Source organism: Pseudomonas chlororaphis subsp. aurantiaca (genome assembly GCF_013466605.1).
GTDB classification, from domain to species: Bacteria; Pseudomonadota; Gammaproteobacteria; order Pseudomonadales; family Pseudomonadaceae; genus Aquipseudomonas; species Aquipseudomonas chlororaphis_I.
In genome coordinates this window covers 1,761,834-1,781,517 of sequence record NZ_CP059162.1, presented here as the reverse complement: position 1 = coordinate 1,781,517, position 19,684 = coordinate 1,761,834, and the positions used below count along the sequence as shown (strand labels likewise).

The 19,684-nt window shown below is 61.6% G+C and carries 20 protein-coding genes; all 20 read right to left on the bottom strand.

Going from position 1 to position 19,684, the window contains the following annotated elements; all coding sequences use genetic code 11:
* Positions 1-38 precede the first annotated feature (38 nt).
* Positions 39-1,007, bottom strand: a complete 969-nt coding sequence (fliM, locus tag H0I86_RS08090) for a flagellar motor switch protein FliM (RefSeq protein ID WP_009042741.1) — start codon at positions 1,005-1,007, stop codon at positions 39-41.
* Between the two features lie 9 nt (positions 1,008-1,016).
* Positions 1,017-1,520 carry a flagellar basal body-associated protein FliL gene (gene fliL / locus H0I86_RS08085; RefSeq protein WP_053277964.1) on the bottom strand — a complete coding sequence of 168 codons (504 nt, stop codon included), beginning with the start codon at positions 1,518-1,520 and terminating at the stop codon, positions 1,017-1,019.
* 167 nt (positions 1,521-1,687) lie between these two features.
* Positions 1,688-3,052, bottom strand: coding sequence for a flagellar hook-length control protein FliK (locus tag H0I86_RS08080; protein WP_180924639.1), 1,365 nt, complete (start codon positions 3,050-3,052; stop codon positions 1,688-1,690).
* Between the two features lie 110 nt (positions 3,053-3,162).
* Entirely contained in the window at positions 3,163-3,507 is a 345-nt protein-coding gene (locus H0I86_RS08075) for an Hpt domain-containing protein (protein WP_180924638.1), read from the bottom strand.
* A gap of 30 nt (positions 3,508-3,537) precedes the next feature.
* Positions 3,538-5,244 carry an ATP-binding SpoIIE family protein phosphatase gene (locus H0I86_RS08070; protein WP_180924637.1) on the bottom strand — a complete coding sequence of 569 codons (1,707 nt, stop codon included), beginning with the start codon at positions 5,242-5,244 and terminating at the stop codon, positions 3,538-3,540.
* Positions 5,245-5,249: 5 nt separating this feature from the next.
* Positions 5,250-5,555: an STAS domain-containing protein gene (locus H0I86_RS08065; RefSeq protein WP_009047705.1), complete on the bottom strand. Its 306-nt coding sequence runs from the start codon at positions 5,553-5,555 to the stop codon at positions 5,250-5,252.
* A gap of 119 nt (positions 5,556-5,674) precedes the next feature.
* Positions 5,675-6,124 (bottom strand): flagellar export protein FliJ, encoded by a 450-nt coding sequence (fliJ, locus tag H0I86_RS08060; protein WP_009047704.1) that lies wholly within the window; start codon positions 6,122-6,124, stop codon positions 5,675-5,677.
* Positions 6,125-6,130: 6 nt separating this feature from the next.
* A complete protein-coding gene (gene fliI, locus H0I86_RS08055) occupies positions 6,131-7,489 on the bottom strand; it encodes a flagellar protein export ATPase FliI (protein ID WP_180924636.1) in 1,359 nt (452 codons plus the stop codon).
* Positions 7,479-8,300 carry a flagellar assembly protein FliH gene (gene fliH / locus H0I86_RS08050; protein WP_180924635.1) on the bottom strand — a complete coding sequence of 274 codons (822 nt, stop codon included), beginning with the start codon at positions 8,298-8,300 and terminating at the stop codon, positions 7,479-7,481. Before fliH ends, fliI begins: the two co-directional genes overlap by 11 nt.
* Before the next feature lie 9 nt (positions 8,301-8,309).
* Positions 8,310-9,329 (bottom strand): flagellar motor switch protein FliG, encoded by a 1,020-nt coding sequence (gene fliG, locus H0I86_RS08045; RefSeq protein ID WP_007922630.1) that lies wholly within the window; start codon positions 9,327-9,329, stop codon positions 8,310-8,312.
* Complete coding sequence (gene fliF, locus H0I86_RS08040) at positions 9,322-11,109, bottom strand: flagellar basal-body MS-ring/collar protein FliF (protein ID WP_180924634.1); 1,788 nt, start codon at positions 11,107-11,109, stop codon at positions 9,322-9,324. Before fliF ends, fliG begins: the two co-directional genes overlap by 8 nt.
* Positions 11,110-11,124: 15 nt before the next feature.
* Entirely contained in the window at positions 11,125-11,451 is a 327-nt protein-coding gene (gene fliE / locus H0I86_RS08035) for a flagellar hook-basal body complex protein FliE (protein ID WP_007922633.1), read from the bottom strand.
* Between the two features lie 128 nt (positions 11,452-11,579).
* Positions 11,580-12,989, bottom strand: coding sequence for a sigma-54-dependent transcriptional regulator (locus H0I86_RS08030; protein WP_180924633.1), 1,410 nt, complete (start codon positions 12,987-12,989; stop codon positions 11,580-11,582).
* A 5-nt stretch (positions 12,990-12,994) separates the two neighbouring features.
* On the bottom strand, positions 12,995-14,188 hold the full coding sequence (locus tag H0I86_RS08025) for a sensor histidine kinase (RefSeq protein ID WP_180925807.1): 1,194 nt from the start codon (positions 14,186-14,188) through the stop codon (positions 12,995-12,997).
* A 128-nt stretch (positions 14,189-14,316) separates the two neighbouring features.
* Positions 14,317-15,792 carry a sigma-54 dependent transcriptional regulator gene (locus H0I86_RS08020; RefSeq protein ID WP_007922638.1) on the bottom strand — a complete coding sequence of 492 codons (1,476 nt, stop codon included), beginning with the start codon at positions 15,790-15,792 and terminating at the stop codon, positions 14,317-14,319.
* A 173-nt stretch (positions 15,793-15,965) separates the two neighbouring features.
* Positions 15,966-16,262, bottom strand: a complete 297-nt coding sequence (gene fliT / locus H0I86_RS08015) for a flagellar protein FliT (RefSeq protein WP_180924632.1) — start codon at positions 16,260-16,262, stop codon at positions 15,966-15,968.
* A gap of 10 nt (positions 16,263-16,272) precedes the next feature.
* On the bottom strand, positions 16,273-16,668 hold the full coding sequence (fliS, locus tag H0I86_RS08010) for a flagellar export chaperone FliS (RefSeq protein WP_038581122.1): 396 nt from the start codon (positions 16,666-16,668) through the stop codon (positions 16,273-16,275).
* A 128-nt stretch (positions 16,669-16,796) separates the two neighbouring features.
* On the bottom strand, positions 16,797-18,215 hold the full coding sequence (gene fliD, locus H0I86_RS08005; RefSeq protein WP_180924631.1) for a flagellar filament capping protein FliD: 1,419 nt from the start codon (positions 18,213-18,215) through the stop codon (positions 16,797-16,799).
* Positions 18,216-18,297: 82 nt separating this feature from the next.
* Entirely contained in the window at positions 18,298-18,663 is a 366-nt protein-coding gene (locus H0I86_RS08000; protein WP_124350002.1) for a flagellar protein FlaG, read from the bottom strand.
* Positions 18,664-18,735: 72 nt separating this feature from the next.
* Entirely contained in the window at positions 18,736-19,587 is an 852-nt protein-coding gene (locus H0I86_RS07995) for a flagellin domain-containing protein (protein WP_023968304.1), read from the bottom strand.
* Between the last annotated feature and the right edge of the window lie 97 nt (positions 19,588-19,684).

Genomic DNA, 19,684 nt, shown 5'->3' with positions numbered 1-19,684 from the left:
AAAAAATCATTAACAAAGCGAATTCATAACAACGCCGCTCAACGGCGCTCGATCGGCTCGATCACTTGCAGGGCCAGGTTGCCCTTGTGCGAACCGAGCTTGACCTTGAACGCCGGTACGCCGTTGGCGCGCATGATCATGTCTTCAGGCAACTCCACCGGGATCACATCCCCTGGCTGCATGTGCAGGATGTCGCGCAGGCGCAACTGCCGGCGGGCCACCGTGGCGCTCAAGGGCACATCCACGTCCAGCACGTCTTCGCGCAGGGCCTTGCTCCAGCGCTCGTCCTGGTCGTCCAGGTCCGACTGGAAGCCGGCGTCGAGCATTTCCCGCACCGGCTCGATCATCGAGTACGGCATGGTCACGTGCAGGTCGCCGCCGCCACCATCGAGCTCGATGTGGAAGGTCGAGACCACGATCGCTTCGCTCGGGCCGACGATGTTGGCCATGGCCGGGTTCACTTCGGAGTTGATGTACTCGAAGTTGACTTCCATGATCGCCTGCCAGGCTTCCTTCAGGTCGACGAAGGCCTGCTCCAGCACCATGCGCACCACGCGCAATTCGGTCGGGGTGAATTCACGGCCTTCGATCTTGGCGTGACGACCGTCGCCGCCGAAGAAGTTGTCCACCAGCTTGAACACCAGCTTGGCGTCGAGGATGAACAGCGCGGTACCGCGCAGCGGCTTGATCTTCACCAGGTTGAGGCTGGTCGGCACGTACAGCGAGTGCACGTATTCACCGAACTTCATCACCTGCACGCCGCCCACCGCCACGTCCGCCGAACGGCGCAGCATGTTGAACATGCTGATACGGGTGTAGCGGGCGAAACGCTCGTTGATCATCTCCAGGGTCGGCATGCGCCCGCGGACGATGCGATCCTGGCTGGTCAGGTCGTAGCTTTTGACGCTGCCGGGCTCGGCGGCGTGTTCGGTCTGTACCAGACCGTCATCGACGCCATGCAGCAGCGCGTCGATCTCATCCTGGGACAGCAGGTCCTGCACGGCCATGTCGTGTTCCTACTGCAGTACGAAGTTAGTAAAGAGCAACTGCTCGACCACCACTTTGCCGACCTCTTTCTGGGCCACTTCCTGCACGCTGGCAGTGGCCTTCTGGCGCAGCATTTCCTGACCGACCGGAGTCGCCAGGGTGTCGAAGCTCTGGCCGGAGAACAGCATGACCAGGTTGTTGCGGATCACCGGCATATGCACTTTCAGCGCGTCCAGATCGGCCTGGTTGCGCGCCAGCAGGGTGATGCTCACCTGCATGTAGCGCTGGCGGCCGTTCTGCGTGTAGTTGGCCACGAAGGCCGGCGCCATGGGCTCATAGATGGCCGCCGGCTTGACGCTGCTGGTCGCCTCGGCCGTCTCGGCAGGCTTGCTCTGGGCACTGCTGTGCATGAAGTACCAGGTAGCCCCGACGGACAAACCGATCGCCAGCAACAAGGCCAGAACAATCAAGAGGATAAGCTTGAGTTTGCCTTTCCCGGCGGGGGTTTTCTCTGCTGCTTCGCTCTTCGCCATGCCAATAATCCGTCACTAATCGGGTTTTCACAGTCGCACGGCAAGGCAAGAGCAAGTGTTATGCCAGATTTGTCTGAACCGAAAGGATAGGGCAGCGCAAAGCAAAAGATCGCCAGCCGCGGTACCACGCGACGGGCGATCTTCTGTTCAATGACGCCTGAAGCGGGTCAGGCGTAATAGTCAACGGCGCTGGTGCCAATGACCGTGCTGGTGCTGGCGGCGACTTCAGCGGCGCTCGGCGGCAACTCTTCATCCACACCATCCAGGCGCCCGCCACTGGCACTGGTGCCGTTGCTGCGATGCTGCCCCTGCTGGGCCTGCTCCTGGCCACCCTGCCAGTTGCGCGACTGGTCGGAGACGTTGACGTCCACCTGCCCCATGCCTTGCTGGTGGAACATGTCGCGCAGGCGATGCATCTGCCCTTCGAGGGCCTCGCGCACGCCGACATGGGCACTCATGAAGGTCACCTGGGTCTGCTGGTCCGGCACCATGTTCACGCGAATATCCAGGCGCCCCAGCTCGGCTGGCTGCAACTGGATCTCGGCCGACTTGAGATTGACGCTGGACAGGTACATGACCCGGTTGACCACTTCCTCGGTCCAGCCGCTCTGATGCATGGCCAGCGGCTGGTTCACCGGGACGGCGTTGGCGGTCTTGGGCGTGGCCGCCTGGGTCAGGGCCGCCAGGCGGTTGGCAAAATCATCGACGCGGGTGTCGCTGGCAGCGCTCTTGAGGTCCTTGAGACCGTCATCGAGCAGACCGCTGAAGGCCTTTTCGCCACCTTGTTCAGTGCTGTCCTTGCCCACCTGCAGGTCCAGCATGTTGGCCATGCCGCTGGCAAAGGTCTGGGCCGAAGTCGGTCCGTCATCGGCCACCACGGTCGGTGCCGCCTTGTTCTGCGCCTGGCTGGAAGCCGAGACATGACCGCTCTGCTCCATCGCCAGGCGTACTACCGGCAGCGCGTCCAGCGGGTCGGCCTCAGGGTCGAATTCCGGATCGACCGGCGCCGGTGCCACGGTGCTGGCCACCAGCGGCGTAACCGGCTGCGTTTGCGGCTGCACTGGCGGCGGTGCCGGAACAGGCGTTGCCGCCACTTCCGGCTCGGGCACCGGCAATGGCACCGGCTGGGTCGCCTGCATCAGCGCCGGATCGAGGGTCGGGTCGACCGGCGTGCCGCCGACCAGCGACTGATCGCTGCTCGCGGCCTGGTCATCGGCAACCTTGTCGTCACTGGCGGCGGCCTTGTCGGCAGGCAAGGTTTTGCCGCTATCGGCAACCGCCGGCTCGGGGGCGGCAGCCTTGCCCTTGCCCGGATCCACCTTGGCAGCGGTTTCGACACCCTTGTCGCGAGCCGGCTTGATGGGGCCGTCGGCAGCCGCTACCGGCTTGCCGAGCGCTTCCTTGGCGAACACCCGGGCAAAGCTTGCGCCTTTATCCCCGGGCTCGGCGGCACTGGCCTGGGGGGTGGCGGAAGCCGCTTGAGTCTTGGCCTGGGAGGCGGCCTGAAGCAGCATGTTCGGGGTAAGGGGCATGAAAACGGTCTCCGCTGCACTGGGATCGTAGGTACAGTTGGGAGACTTGACTGCAAAGGTCGAGCCAGCTTTGCTGGCTCGCGGGAAAAAGCCTGGATTGCGGCGGTTTTTCAGCAGTGAAAACGCTGGCGTTCCTGCTTGCACAGCTGCCGGACAATGGCGAATTCGCCATCGATCTCGCCCACCAGCTGCTCGATACCGCGCAACGACGAGTCCTGGGCACGCTGCTCCAACTGATGACAGAGCTCGGCCAGGCGAATCGCCCCCATATTGCTGCTGCTGCCCTTGAAGCTGTGGGCAGTGGCGACAAGTTGACGGGGGTCGTCGACCTTGTGCAACTGGCGCAAACGCTCTTCGGAGTCGCAGAGGAAGGTGTCGAGCAACAACGGATACTCATCCTCCATGACTTCCTGCAATGCGTTCAGCACCTCGTGATCCAGATGAATATCAGCCACTTGCTCACTCCTTGATCAAGAATCGGCGAATTATGCCAGAGGCTCCCAGGAAAACTCCACGCAGGCACTACGACCATCGTCAGACCAGCTGGCACGCTGGCTGAGCTGACGGATCAGGCTGACGCCGCGCCCGGACAGGCGGTCGCCATCGACGGGCCGCGCCATCACCCGCCCGACATCGAAACCACTGCCACTGTCCTCGACCCGGATCAGCAAACGACCGCCGGCACCCTGGGGCTCCACCTGCAGGTGCACCCGTACAAAACCCTCCTGCAACGCTTCGAGGCGTACCGCGCGCTCCCGGTAATAGCGGGAAAAGCCCTGGGCATCGCGCTTGAGACTGGAGTCCAGGCGCAATACGCCATGCTCCAGGGCATTGGAATACAACTCGGCCAGCACACTGTAGAGCGCCCCGCTCTGCGCCCGCAGGCCATGCACTTCCAGCAGCAGTTGCAGCAGGTAGGGCAAAGGGTTGAAGCGCTTGAGAGTAGCGGCGCGATACTCGAAACTCACCGACCAGTCCAGCGGGCAGGACTGACCGCTGTCGGAATACACCAATGCCGGCGGCGTCAGCTGCCGAGCCTCGAGCAGGCTGACCTCGACCATGCTCACATCGTCCCGCGCATCGCCACCAAACTCGCCCAGGGCCCGCTGAATCTCCTCGAACAGCAGGTCCGGCTCGCGGTTGGCGGCAAATACCTGCTGCAGGCGCTCGACACCGAACAACTGCTCGTTGGCGTCGCAGGTGTCGATCACCCCATCGGACAACAGAAACACCCGGTCGCCCAGGGCCATGGGAAAGACTTCGGTGCGGTCGTCGAATGCCTCGGCGCCCAGCACCCCCAGCGGCAGATGGTGCGCCACCAGTGGCACCCGCTCCCCGCTTGCCAGGCGATGCAGGTAGCCATCCGGCATGCCGCCGTTCCACACCTCCACCGCCCGCCGCTGGAAACTCAGGCACAGCAGCGTCGCACAACAGAACATGCCCACCGGCAGGATGCGCTTGAGCTTGGCATTCATCTCGCGCAGGGTTTCGGGCAGCCCGTAACCCTTGGCCGTCATGCCGTAAAACACCTCGGCCAGGGGCATCGCGCCCACGGCCGCCGGCAAGCCGTGGCCAGTGAAATCCCCCAACAGCACATGCATGTCGCCCGTCGGGGTAAAGGCAGCCAGCAGCAAGTCGCCATTGAACAGCGCGTACGGCGACTGCAGGTAGCGGATATTCGGCGCGCTCAGGCATCCGGAATGCGCCACCTTGTCGAACACCGCCTTGGCCACCCGCTGCTCGTTGAGCAGGTAGTCATGGTGCTGGGTGATCTGGTCACGCTGCTGCAGCACGGTTTCCTGCAGGCGCCGCAAGCGATCCATGGCCTTGATCTTGGCCGCCAGGATCACCGGGCTGTAGGGTTTTGCCAGAAAATCGTCGCCACCGGCTTCCAGGCAGCGCGCCAGCGCCTCGCTCTGGGTGAGCGACGTCAGGAAAATGATCGGCACCAGCGCTTCGCCAGCCAGGCGCTTGATCTGCCGGGCGGCCTCGAAACCGTCCATCACCGGCATCATCGCGTCCATCAGCACCAGGTGCGGGCGCTCCTGGACGAACAGTTCCACCGCCTCGGCGCCATTACTCGCCGTCAGCACCTCGTGCCCCTGGCGCCGGACGATGCTCGACAGCAACATGCGGTCGCTCGTGCCGTCTTCGGCGATCAGCACGCACAGAGGTGCCTCGATCGACTGCATGTCGATCAACTGATGTCAAACAGCTTGTCGAAATTGGAAATGGCGAGAATCTTGCGCACGTCCGAGTTGCTGTTGATCACTCGCACGTCGGAGTCGTCGCCACCCGCGTGATCACGCAGCAACAGCAGCATGCCCAAGGCGGAACTGTCGAGGTAGGTGGCATCTTTCAGGTCCACCACTATGGATTCGGGCTTTTTGTTGAGGCGCTCGTAGGACTCGCGAAACTCTTGATGTCGGCCAAAATCGAAACGTCCCTTGATCGAAATCGTCAGTTTTTGCCCGTCCGGTGATACTTCAGTAACGACTGACATGATACCGCTTCCTTGTGATTGGCAATCTGTACAAGGTTTAGCACCCCGTACAAGCATGGGCAACCCGAACCGCCGAAGCGTCGCTGACGAGCACCTGGCGGCGACGAACGGAATGGCGCTCAGTACGGATCCTGGCGCGGCAGGCGTTGGGACAGCTCGTCGAGCAGCTTTTGCTCACGCTTGTCTTCCAGTTGGCGGGCTTCATCGATGTAGCGCTGCACCAGCTTGCGCAAGCCCTCGACCCGGGCATAGGCCTGCTGCCAGGTTTCCCGCGCGCGGTTGAGGTTGTTCTGGTGCCAGGCCAGGCTTTGTCGCTGCTGCCCCACGGCGGTTTCCAGCTGATTGAGGAAGTGCTGGTAGTTCATCAGCCATTGGCCGGAAACCCCGCCGCTGCCCCGCTCGATCCACTGCTGCTGGTATTCGGCACGAAAGCGCTCCAGGTCCCCCAGCTTGCTTTCCGCCAGGCGCACCTGGCCCTGGAAATGCCCCAGGCGCTGTGCGGCGGTGCGCTCGGCGCTTTCGGCCATTTCGACCACGGGCGCCAGACGCGCGGCACGGCTGTTGGCCATGATGGATTAACCGCCCGGCGCCGGAGCGAAAACCATCTCCAGATGGGCTTCGCTTTCACCCAGGCTGATGCTGTCGTTGAGCCCCTGGCGCAGGTAGGTGACCATCGACGGCTGCAGCGAGATGGCGGTGTCGGTTTCGCGATCGCCGCCCGGTACATAGGCGCCGACGCTGATCAGGTCGCGCGCCTGCTGGTAACGCGACCACAGCTGCTTGAAATACTGGGCGCGGGTCATGTGCTCCGGGGTCACCACCGCCGGCATGACCCGGCTGATGGACGCCTCGATATCGATGGCCGGGTAATGCCCCTCTTCCGCCAGGCGCCGCGACAGCACGATGTGCCCGTCGAGCACGCCACGGGCCGAGTCGGCGATCGGGTCCTGCTGGTCGTCGCCCTCGGACAACACGGTGTAGAACGCGGTGATCGAGCCACCACCGGCCTCGGCATTGCCCGCGCGCTCCACCAGCTTCGGCAGCCTGGCGAAGACCGACGGCGGATAACCCTTGGTCGCGGGCGGCTCGCCGATGGCCAGGGCGATTTCCCGCTGGGCCTGGGCGAAACGGGTCAGGGAATCCATCAGCAACAGAACGTTCTTGCCCTTGTCGCGAAAATATTCGGCGATGCGTGTGCAGTACATGGCCGCACGCAGGCGCATCAGCGGCGCATCATCCGCTGGCGACGCCACCACCACGGAGCGCTTGAGCCCCTCTTCACCGAGGATGTGCTCGATGAATTCCTTGACTTCACGGCCCCGTTCACCGATCAGCCCGACCACGATGATGTCGGCCTCGGTAAAGCGGGTCATCATGCCCAGCAGCACACTCTTGCCCACGCCGGTACCGGCGAACAGGCCGAGGCGCTGGCCACGGCCTACCGTCAATAATCCGTTGATGCAGCGAATGCCCACGTCCAGCGGCCGACTGATGGGGTCGCGCTTGAGCGGGTTGATGGTCGGACCGTCCATCGGCACCCAGTCCTCGGCCTTCATCCCGCCCTTGCCGTCCAACGCACGGCCGGCGCCGTCGAGGACCCGGCCGAGCATGCTCATGCCCATCGGCAGGCGGCCGGTATCGGCCAGCGGCACGACCCGGGCGCCAGGGGCGATGCCCGCGACGCTGCCGACCGGCATCAGGAATACCTTGCTGCCGGAGAAGCCCATCACCTCGGCCTCGACCTGCACCGGGTGATAGCTGTCGTCGTTGATCACCATGCAGCGCGTGCCCATGGCCGCCCGCAGGCCTTCGGCCTCCAGGGTCAGGCCGACCATGCGCAGCAGGCGGCCTTCGAGAATGGGCTGGTTCGGCAGTTCGGTGGCGTCGGCGTAGCTGCTCAGGCGCTTGCCGAAGCTGGTGCGGTCAAGGCGCATCGGCGGGGTCCTGCGCGAGGTCGACAGGGTCGACATCCGCGGCGGGCTTGCCCGTGGCGGCCCCCAGCTCGACGCTCAGGTCCGGTTCGGCGGGATGCAAAGCCTGTTCGTGAAGCTGGTCGGACAGCTTGTCCATGATCTTGGCGATCCGGGTTTCCATGGTCGCGTCGATACGGCTGTGCTCGGTCTCGACCCGGCAACCGCCCGGCAACAGGGCTTCGTCCTCGACGATACGCCAGCTTTCCTCATGGCGCTCGCGCAGGCTCTTGACCTGAGCGAAGTCCTGCGGATTGACGTACAGGCGCACATTACCCACGCCCAGCGGCAGCAGCTTGAGGGCTTCGCGCATGACATGCTCGATCTGGCTGGAATCGATGGCCAGCTCGCGCTGGATCACCTGGCGCGTCATGTGCCGCACCAGGTTGACCAGGGCTTTTTCAATCTGTGTGTCCTGCTCGGCGATCGGCTCGAACAGATTGCCCATCAGCGTTTCCAGCGCCGCCAGCTTGGCGCTCAGGGCCACTTCGGCTTCCTGGCGGACCTTCAGCGTGGTGCTGTGGAAGCCTTCCTTTTCGCCCGTGGCGAAGCCTTCGTTATAGGCTTCCTGGCGAATGCTCTCGAGCTCTTCGAGGGTCAGTGGCTGGACTTCTTCCAGCGGCACTTCCTCGATCTCCGCTGGCGGTTCTTCAACCGGTTCCGGCTCGGGCTCGGGTACATGGGGGTCGAAACTGGGCAGCGCCCAGACGTCGAAACCACCGACGTCCCGGGCGCGAATCAGGTCGCTGTGGGACTCATCACTGCTGGACGACATAACGCGACCTTAGATCATTTCTTCGCCGCCCTTCCCGCCGAGAACGATTTCTCCGGCTTCGGCCATACGGCGGGCAATGGTGAGGATTTCCTTCTGCGCGGTTTCCACATCGCTGACGCGCACCGGGCCCTTGGCCTCGAGGTCGTCGCGCAGCAGTTCGGCAGCCCGCTTGGACATGTTCTTGAAGATCTTTTCCTTGACGCCTTCGTCCGACCCCTTGAGGGCCAGGACCAGCACGTCGGAAGACACTTCGCGCAGCAACGCCTGGATGCCGCGGTCGTCGACATCGGCAAGGTTGTTGAACACGAACATGAGGTCTTCGATCTGACCGGACAAGTCTTCGTCGACTTCGCGGATCGAGTCCATCAACTGGCCTTCGATCGAGCTGTCGAGGAAGTTCATGATGTCGGCAGCGCGCTTGATACCACCCAGGGTGGTACGCGAGGCGTTGGAGTTGCCGGCGAACTGCTTCTCGAGAATCTGGTTGAGTTCCTTCAGGGCGGCCGGCTGCACGGTATTGAGCGAGGAAACCCGCAGAATGATGTCCAGGCGCGCCTTGTGGTCGAAGTTGCCGAGCACTTCGCCCGCCTGGTCCGGATCGAGGTAGGCGACCACTATCGCCTGGATCTGCGGGTGCTCGTAACGGATCACGTCCGCCACGGCGCGCGGCTCCATCCACTTCAGGCTGTCCAGGCCGCTGGTGTTGCCGCCCAGCAGGATGCGGTCGATCAGGCCGTTGGCCTTGTCCTCGCCCAGGGCCTGGGTGAGCATCTTGCGCACATAGTCGTCGGAGCCCACGCCAAGGCTGGTCTGGTCGCCGACGATGTCGACGAACTCGCTCATCACCTGCTCAACCTGCTCGCGATGCACGTTGCCCATCTGCGCCATGGCCACGCCCACTCGCTGGACCTCTTTGGGGCCCATGTGGCGCAACACCTGCGCGGCATCGGTGGAGCCCAGGGACAGCAGCAGAATCGCGGCCTTGTCGACCCGGGTCAGTTTGGCGGTAGCGGCTCGGTTATCACTCATCTGCGTTAATCCACTCTTTCACGACCTGGGCCACTCGACCCGGGTCTTCTGCCACCAGACTCTTGATTGCGTTCAACTGTGCGTCATAGCCTTCGCTCGGGCTAGGCAGCAGGATGCTTTGCGGGCCACCGAGGCTGACGCGATCGTTGGCCAGCTCGCCATCCAGGCCGCCCATGCCGCCGAGTTCGACATCGCTGCCGAGTCCCGCCAGTTGCTTGCCCTTGCCGCCACCGGTGATGTTGTTGAGCACCGGGCGCAGCACGCCGAACACCAGGACCAGGATAAAGAGCACGCCCAGGACCTGCTTCACGATGTCCCAGAACCAGGGCTGCGAGTAGAACGGAATGTCGGCGATCACTTCACCGCGATCGGCCGAGAACGGCACGTTGATCACGCTGACGCTGTCGCCACGGCTGGCGTCGAAGCCCACGGCGTCCTGGACCAGGCGGGTAAAGCGTGCCAATTCGTCGGCGCTCCAGGGTGCGCGGGTGGTTTCGCCGTTGGCCGGGTTGACCTTGACTTGATCGTCCACCACCACTGCCACCGACAACCGGTTCAGACGACCCTGCTGTTGCTTGGTGTGGCTGATGGAGCGATCCAGCTCGAAGTTCTTGGTGGATTGTTGACGCTTGTCGTTGGGGTACGGCGCCAGCATCGGCTGGCCGGTGGCCGGGTCCATGATCTGCTGGCCGTTGGCATCCAGCAGCGGCTGGCCTGGCTGCACCATGCCGGCGGCAGCGGTGGCGCCACCGGTAGTCTGCGGGGCGCTGGCCGGCGACGGCGGCTGATTGCTCAGGGCGCCAGGAACGCCTTGCGGGCCCAGGCTGCTGGAGCGTTGCTCGTTGACCGACTGCTCGCTGCGCAAGGCCGGCTGGTCCGGGTTGAACTGTTCGGAAGTCGACTCGACGGCGCTGAAGTCCACATCGGCGGACACTTCAGCCTTGTAGCGGTCATTACCCAGAATCGGCTGCAGGATGTTGTGCACGCGCTGGGTCAGCATGCTTTCCATGCGACGACTGTAGTCGAATTGCTTGCCGGCCATGGTCAGTTCGGAGTTTTCCGCCTGGTCGGAGAGCAGGTTGCCCTTCTGGTCGACCACGGTGATCTGCGACTTGCTCAGCTCGGGAACGCTGGTCGCCACCAGATTGACGATGGCCACCACCTGGCCCGGCTCCAGCGAACGACCGGAATACAACTCGACCAGTACCGAAGCGCTGGGCTTGCGTTCGTCGCGCACGAACACCGAGCTTTTCGGGATCGCCAGGTGCACGCGCGCGCCCTTGACGTTGTTCAGGCTGGAAATGGTCCGCGCCAGTTCGCCTTCCAGGCCGCGACGGTAACGGGTCGCTTCCATGAACTGACTGGTGCCCAGGCCCTGCTCTTTATCGAGAATCTCGAAACCGATATTGCCGTCGCCCGGGGCCACGCCCGCAGCCGCCAGCTTGAGGCGCGCGCGCGGCAGGTCGTCGGCCTTGACCAGCAAGGCACCGGAGTTGGGCTCGACGGTGTAGGGAATGTCGGCGGAGGCCAGGGTGTCCATGACCTGCTTGGCGTCCATGCCGGCAAGGCTGCCGTACAACGGACGGTAATCGGGTTGCTGGGACCACAACACCACGGCAAAACCAATCGCCACGCTGGCAGCCAGACCGACCATGAGGCCAACCTGACGCAACATGGTCATCTCGGAGAGGTTTTCCAGAAAAGACAACCCGAACAGCGGCGGCTTGCCTTCTGTCGGAGTGGCCTTGGCCGGTACGTTATCGGCGACTGCTTCTGCCATGACTCAATCTCGTCCTTAAACCGGCATCTGCATGATGTCTTGGTACGCCTGAACCAGCTTGTTGCGCACCTGGGTCAACGCCTGGAAGGACACACTGGCCTTCTGCGAGGAGATCATCACGTCGGTCAGGTCGACACCGCTCTTGCCGATCTCGAAGGCACTGGCCAGCTGGCTGGACGCCTGCTGAGTGTCGTTGACCTTGTTCACCGCCTGCCCAAGCATGTCGGAAAAACTGCTGCCGCTCACCTGCGGCACCGCGGCCGATTTTGGCTGGGCCATGGCGTCCATTTGCATGGCCCGCATGTCCAACATCAACCGATTAAATTCAATACCTTGGCTCATGGTCTACTCTCTCCGACGACCCGCAATTTTTTGACACTCACGCAGCGGTTAGTGAGGTGTTAGCAACAAGGGTGCCAGCTCCGCGGAGACACCGAACAAAAGCCTGCACGGCTTCAGTCTTAAACGACTCATGTTGCAAACAGATACGCCTCGACATCCATTCCGGCATCGCGCATTTGCGCCAACTTGTAGCGCAAGGTTCGCGGGCTGATCCCCAGGCGCTCGGCCGCTTCCTTGCGCCGGCCGCGCTCGGCCCGCAAGGTGTCGATGATCATCTGGAATTCCCGACGCCGCAGATCGTCGCCCAAGCCCCCCGCCGACTCGGCTGGCGGCACCTCGACCTCCACCGACGCACTGCGCACCGCCGCTACCACGGCGGGCGCCACGGCCGGCAACGGCGCACAGGCCAGCGGTCCGCCGAGACAAAAATCTTCCGGCTGGATCAGGCCGCCCTGCTGCAAAATCAGCGCACGCTGAATGGCGTTATCCAGTTCGCGCACATTGCCCGGCCATGGATAGCCGAGCAGGCATGCCTGCGCCTCGGCGGACAGTCGGGCGGCAGCGTGTTTCATTTTATTGACGTGTTTGGCCAGCAGACGCTCGGCCAGCGGCAGGATATCGGCGGTACGCTCGCGCAACGGGCGCCAGGCCAGCGGGAATACCGACAGCCGATAGTAAAGGTCTTCCCGGAACCGCCCCGCCGCCACTTCGCCGGCCAGGTCGCGGTTGGTGGTCGCCACCACCCGGATATCCAGGGCAATGGGCTTGCGCGCCCCGACCCGCTCGACTTCGCGTTCCTGCAGTACCCGCAGCAGCTTGGCCTGCAGCGCCAGGGGCATTTCGGAGATCTCGTCCAGCAGCAGGGTGCCGCCATCGGCCTGTTCGAACTTGCCGGGCTGAGCGGCGATGGCGCCGGTAAAGGCACCCTTCTCGTGACCGAACAGCGTGGCCTCGAGCATGTTGTCCGGAATAGCCGCGCAGTTGATGGCGATAAAGGGCTGGCTGGAGCGATGGGACTGCTGGTGAATGTAGCGCGCCAGCACCTCTTTACCGGTACCGGACTCGCCCGAGATCAGCACCGTGGAATCGCTGCGAGCGACCCGCGCCGCCAGCTCGAGCAACTGCGCACTGGCCGGCTCGAATGCCACCGGCCCTTCACCCTCGGCCGCCCCCAGGCAACCCAGGGCATGTCGCGCCACCAGATCCAGCAGGGCCTTGGGCTCGAAGGGCTTGACCAGGTAGTCGGCGGCGCCTTGACGCATGGCCTCGACCGCCCGCTCGACCGCGCCATGGGCGGTCATCAGCAATACCGGCAATTGCGGTTGGTGCGCACGCAGCAGGCCCAGCAACTGATGCCCGTCCATGCCCGGCATGTTGACGTCGCTGACCACCAGGCTGAACGACTCGCCAGACACCGCCTCCAGCGCTTCTTCCGCGCTGCCGACCGCCTTGTAGTCATGACCGGCCAACAGCAGCGTATCCGCCAGGGCCTCGCGCAGGGCGCGATCGTCTTCAACCAGTAGAACCTTGATTGCCATTACCTTCACTCCACTCCTTGAGCGCCACAGAACAGTGGCAGAACCACCAGCGCACATGTGCCGCGCCCAGGACGCGAGCGCAGCAGCAATTCTCCCTGATGGGCACGCGCCACCGCCTTGACAACTGTCAGGCCCAGGCCGGTTCCCGTGGTCTTGGTGGTGAAAAACGGTTCACCCAGGCGCGCCAGCACCGCAGCATCGATGCCACTGCCGCTATCGCTGACGCACAGCCGCAGGTTGTTGCCACGGGTATAAAGATGGACTTTCAGGCGCACTTGGCCGGCACTCGCCTGGATGGCGTTCTCGATCAGATTGAGCACCGCCCCCACCAGCGTGTCGCGGTTGCACAGCAACTCGCCGGCATGGCTGTCGCACTGCCAGCGCACGGGCACGTCCTGCACATGGGTCAAGGCTGCTGCCTGCAGCGATTGCAGCAGCGCCTTGGGCGTCACTCGGTCGGTCAGCGGCAGCTCGCCCCGGGCGAACACCAGCATGTCGCGGACCTGATGCTCCAGCTCATGCAACCGCTCCTTCAGTCGCCCGGCAAAGCGCTGCTGGGTGGCAACAGGCAGTTCTTGCTCGGTCAGGTGACTGGCGTACAACAGCGCGGCGGACAATGGCGTACGAATCTGATGCGCCAGGGACGCCACCATGCGCCCAAGGGACGACAGGCGCTCATGACGGGCCAACTGATCTTGCAGGTGACGGGTTTCAGTCAGGTCATTGAGCAACACCAGTTGGCCTGGCTCGGCATCCAGCGAACGGGTGGCGATCGACAATCGCCGTCCATCCTTCAGCGAAATTTCATGGCCGTCGTCTTCTCGTGGCGCAAAACAACGGGCGATCACATGCCGCCACAGCTCGCCCTCGAGAGGCAGGCCCAGCAGGTCGCAGGCAGCAGGATTGGCTTCGCGGACAATGCCCTGGGCGTCGATGACGATGACGCCGCCAGGCAACAGATCGAGGAGGTTTTGCAGACGGTTGGCCAGACGCTCTTTTTCCGCCAGTTCCTGCATGCGCTGGGCGCTGACCACGGCCAGTTCGCCCTTGAGCTCGGTCACCCGAGCCTCAAGCATGCTGTAGGAGTCGGTAAGCTGGCTCGACATCTGGTTGAACAAGGCGAACGCCTGCTCAAGGCCAAGCCGGCTCGCCTGCTCTACGGACGACGATTGCCCCTGGATTTCAGGAACAGGAGACATCTGGGCGGCTTGGGGCATCGTGCTCTCTCGCTTGGCTGACCGTCAGTTAAACGGAACGTTGAGAGAGACTTAGCAATACCCGTGCCGAAAAAAAACCGCCCGGTTTTCAACAGGTTAAAAAACAGGCGTCAATCATCCGCCTGTTCATCACCCTCACGACGGCTCATGCCGTACTTGCGCATTTTTTCCACCAGCGTGGTGCGACGGATACGCAGGCGCTCCGCAGCCCGCGCGACAATGCCGTTGGCATCGTCGAGCGCCTGCTGGATCAGGCCCTGCTCCAGACCACCGAGGTAGTCCTTCAGGTCTAGGCCTTCCGGCGGCAGCATGGCAGTGGCAGCGAAGTCCGGCGTGTGGCCATTGATCGCCACCCGCTCTTCAAGATCACTGCGCAGGCTGTCTACCAACTGCTCGTCTTCGTCGTCGACATAGCGGAATTTCTTCGGCAACTCGACCACGCCGATAACGCCGTAAGGATGCATGATCGCCATGCGCTCCACCAGGTTGGCCAGCTCACGGACGTTGCCCGGCCAGCCATGACGACAGAGAGACATGATCGCCGCAGAGTTGAAGCGGATCGAACCGCGCTTCTCGTGTTCCATGCGCGAGATCAGCTCGTTCATCAGCAGCGGAATGTCTTCCACGCGCTCACGCAGCGGCGCCATCTCGATCGGGAAAACGTTCAGGCGGTAGTACAGGTCTTCGCGAAAACTGCCGACCTCGATCATGCTCTCGAGGTTCTTGTGAGTCGCCGCGATGATCCGCACGTCGACGCTCTGGGTCTTGTTGCTGCCCACGCGCTCGAAGGTACGCTCCTGCAGCACGCGCAACAGCTTGACCTGCATAGGCAACGGCATGTCGCCGATTTCATCGAGGAACAGGGTGCCGCCATTGGCCAGTTCGAAACGTCCGGCACGGCTGGTGATGGCTCCGGTGAAGGCACCCTTCTCATGGCCAAACAGTTCGCTCTCCAGCAACTCGGCCGGAATCGCGCCACAGTTGACCGGCACGAATGGCGCTTCGCGACGCTTGGAATGATAGTGCAGGTTACGCGCAACTACTTCCTTGCCAGTCCCGGACTCGCCGAGGATCAGCACGCTGGCGTCGGTATCGGCCACTTGCTGCATCATCTGCCGCACATGCTGGATCGCCCGGCTGGTGCCGACCAGACTGCGAAAGAGGTTGGGCTCGCGATGGCGACCGCGCTCACGGGCCTGATCGTACATCTCACGATAGACCTGGGCACGGTGCAGGGAATCGAGCAACTTGCTGTAGCTGGGTGGCATTTCCAGGGTGGAAAGCACTCGACGACGCTGGTCTTCCGGCAAGTCAATGGAAGAATTATCGCCCATTAACAAAACTGGAAGGAACTCATCCCAGGTTGAGAGTGTCTTTAACAGGCCCAACAGTGCACCAGGAGCATTTACAGTCCCGATGAGGACACAGATTACTTCACGACTTGATGACAATGAGCCGACAGCCTGCTGCCAGTCATGGCTACCACAGGGTAAATTTTCTTCGCCAAGAAAATTTAAAATCACCGCCAGGTCGCGGCGGCGGACGCTATCGTCATCAATCAGCAGAATTTTGGTTTCACGCCACATGCAATAGCAACTTCCCTAGTCAACTCAATGCCCGGAATCAGGGCAAGCTAGACGCTTGTAGGCATTTTGAGCCTGATAGACGTCTGAAATCTGAAAACAGCCACTAGTTAAGTCAAAAAAGCGTGCACAGTCAAATTTATGGCGCACTGGATTCGGATTAACTTAGGGGTCAATTAACCGAACAGATGGTAAACCTTTGCCGCGTTCTGTGCTTGATGGATCTGCGACATCTCGTCGACTATCGCCTGACGCTCCCCTGTCGTCACCTCAAGAAGCTGCCGATAAACCCCAAGCAGTTCCTGCAGGTTCTCGCGCAACGCGGCTTCATCTTCCGGAGCTTCACTCAAGATGTCTTCCATGCAGGAACGGCAGGCCAGATCCAACTGACCGATCGCCTCCCAGTTACGCTCGGCCAGGGCGGTGACCAGTGCTTCACGGGTTTCTTCGATGCGCTGCAATACAAGACTCATGATGACCTCCTTAGAACTGCGGACCCGGCGCAGCGATGGCGTCCCAGCCTTCCTTGACGGTGCGCAGCAGATCGGCGACCTCGTCGAGAATCTTTGGATCGGTCTTGATGTTCGCCTCGGTGAGGCGCGTCATCATATAGGTGTACAAGCTGTCCAGATCACCCAGGGTGTCGGGTGAGTTTTCCAGGTCGAGCCCTTCGCGCAAGCCGCCGATAATGCCGATGGCCTTGCTGATGAATACACCTTTGTTGGGAATATCCTTGCGTTCCATCGCCCCCTTGGCCTGGGCGATACGATCCAGGCCGCCTTCCATCAGCATCTGCACCAGACGATGGGGGCTGGCTTCGGAAGTCTGCGCCTGGGCACCAATCTTCTGGTATTGCCGAAGGGCTAACATCGGATTCATGTTCTACCTCATCAAAACTCAAGGGTTCGTATAACCAGCGTATCGACCCGGCGTCAAAAAACTTTAGATCAAAAGCCAAAAGCCCGGAACGCTGCGAACGTTGCCGGGCTTTTGGCGCCTTGTATCAATCAGCCTTTCTGTTGCGCGGTCAACGCCTCGAACATCGAGGTGATGTTGCTGGCGGTGGCCTTCAACTTGCCCACCAGGGTGTCCATGTCGTTGTACTTCTTGGTCAGTACTGCCGTCAGGGTCTCGATACGACGATCCAGGGCAGCCTGATCCGAAGCCAGCTTAGTCTTGGTCTTGTTCAGCGCAGTGGTGCGCTGATCGAGAACGCCGCCAGTCTGGGCAAAAGGCGCGATAGCCTTGTCCATGCGGTCCAGCAGACCGTTTTCGCCAGTGAACAGGGTCTGCACTTCGCCACCGAGCTTTTTGTCGTTCATCGCCGCGGTGAACTTGGTGGAGTCGAAGTCCAGGGCCCCGGTCTTCTGGTTGGTGGTAATCCCCAACTGCGCCAGAACGGTCAGCTTGTCGCCGGCCCCGACTTCCGACAGTGGCGCACGAATCGCTGCCAGGATCGAGCGCGGCAACGAGTCGCCAGTCAACTGGGCCGGGATGGTCGGCTTGCCGTCGTCATCCAGGGACGGCTTGGTCAGCGCGGTAACACTGTTGGCCACCGCGTTGTAGGCATCGACGAACTTCTGGATCGAAGCCTTCAAGCCGTCGGTGTTGGCCGCGACGGTAATGGTCGAGGTACCTGGAGCCACCAGGTTGAAGGTCATCCCGGAAACCGCCTTGTCCACCGAGTTGCTCTTGCTGGTCAGCGCCATGCCGTCGACGGTGAACTTGGCATCCACCGCCAGGGCACCAATGGAACCGGCAGAGGTCGCGGTCATCGGCGAGCCGGAAGTGCCAACGACATTGCTGCCGTCGATTTCCAGGCCAGCAATACCGCTAAGGGAAATATCGGAGCCCGCACCGGTAGTGGTCGAGCCCACCACCAGACGCGATCCAAAGGAATCGGTCACGATGTTCGCGCTGATACCCGCGCTTTTGAGCGATGCGTCGGCGTTGATCGAGTCACGCACCGACTGCAGGGTAGCGCCGGCTTTTACATCGAGGTTGTAGTTAGTGCCATTTTGACTGATTTTCAGGGTACCAGTCGGAATAGCACTTGTAGTACCGCCAGCGAAGGCAGCACTGGTGACTTTCGAGGAAGTCGCAAGATTCTGCACAGCGACAACATAGTTGCCATTGACCGCGGCATTGCCAGCGACCGCTGTTACATACTTATTGTCAGAAGTAGTGGCGGCATAGCCGGGAAATTGCGGGTTGGTCTTGCTGCTGAGTTCGGTAATGGTGGTCCGAAAGGTCGACAACAAAGACTTCAAGGTGCCGATGCCGGAGATGCTTGCGGTGTTGTTCGCAGTTCCCCGGTCGATCTGACCTTGCTTGGCCGCTTTGTCAGCGTTCACCAAGGCTTTGACGATAGCACCGGTATCGAGGCCGGAGCCTAGACCGGTACCCGGTAGAATTGGACTTGCCATGGAGATCTCCCTTCAGTGTGTCGCCGGTCTTTTGACCATTACAACGCCCAAAAGAACATAGCAACAATTTTCATGCCAGCTGTCAGACTTTAGCGCTGAACAGCAAGCTGCTCGCATCATTCAAACTATTGGCCAACTTCAGGACTTCTTCGTTGGGGATCTGACGAATCACCTCACCGGAGTCGCTGGCAATGACCTTGACGACAACCTTGCCAGAAGGCTCGTCGATAGAGAATTCCAGGTTACGTTTGACCGATTGCACAAACTCTTCAATTTCCTTAATGGCCATTTTCAGTTTGTCCTGCTCGGCTTGCGCACTCTTACTCTCTTCCTTGACAGTCGACAGCGCCACAACGTCCGCTTGAGGCTTCTCCACAGGCTTGTCAGCAACAGGCGTTGCCGGCTTGGCCGTTGGATAAGACAAGTTCAGCTTCATGCTCATATCCATGTCCATCACCTCTTAAAGTAAAAAGCGAGAGAGCACGACCAGCGCACTCCCCCGCTAGAGCTTAGTCAGCTATTACTGAAGCAGTTTCAGTACAGCGGACGGCAGTTGGTTGGCCTGAGCCAGAACTGCGGTGGAAGCTTGTTGCAGAGTTTGTTGCTTGGTCAGCTGCGCAGTTTCAGCAGCGAAGTCGGTATCTTGTACGCGACCCAGTGCAGCACTGGCGTTTTCGTTGATGTTCTGCAGGTTGGAGATGGTGCTGGTCAGACGGTTTTGTGCAGCACCGAGGTCAGCACGGCTGGCGTTGATGGTTGCCAGAGCCTTGTCGATCGCGTCGATCGAAGCCTTGGAGCTGGCTTCAGCGGTGGCGCTGCTGTTACCGGTAATGGCGATGGCACCGGAGTTAACGCTCAGGGTGGTAGCGTCGAAGCCACTGGCCAGAGTGATGGTGATCTGGTTGGTAGCACCGGTGTTGGAACCGACCTGGAAGGTCATGGTGCCAGCAGTACCGTCGATCAGGTTCTTGCCGTTCAGGTTGGTCGATTTGGCGATACGAGTCAGCTCGTCCGACATCGAAGCGAATTCTTTGTTCAGTGCAACACGGTCAGCAGTACCGTTGGAGTCGTTTCGTGCTTGAACGGCCAGTTCACGCATACGTTGCAGGATGTTGGTGGATTCCTGCATCGCGCCTTCAGCGGTCTGAGCGATGGAGATACCGTCGTTGGCGTTTTTGATCGCCATGGTCTGACCGCGGATCTGCGAGGTCATACGGGTAGCGATTTGCAGGCCGGCGGCGTCGTCTTTTGCGCTGTTGATCTTCAGGCCGGAAGACAGGCGAGTCATCGAAGTCGACAGAGCGTCGGAAGCACGGTTCAGGTTCTTCTGAACGTTCAACGATGTGACGTTAGTGTTTACTGTTAAAGCCATGACGAATTCCTCGTTGGTTGGGTACTGCGGCTTCCGGCCCTGGCAACCGCCGGGTATGGCCTAGAGAACCTTCGTAATAGTTATCGTCGGCAATGCA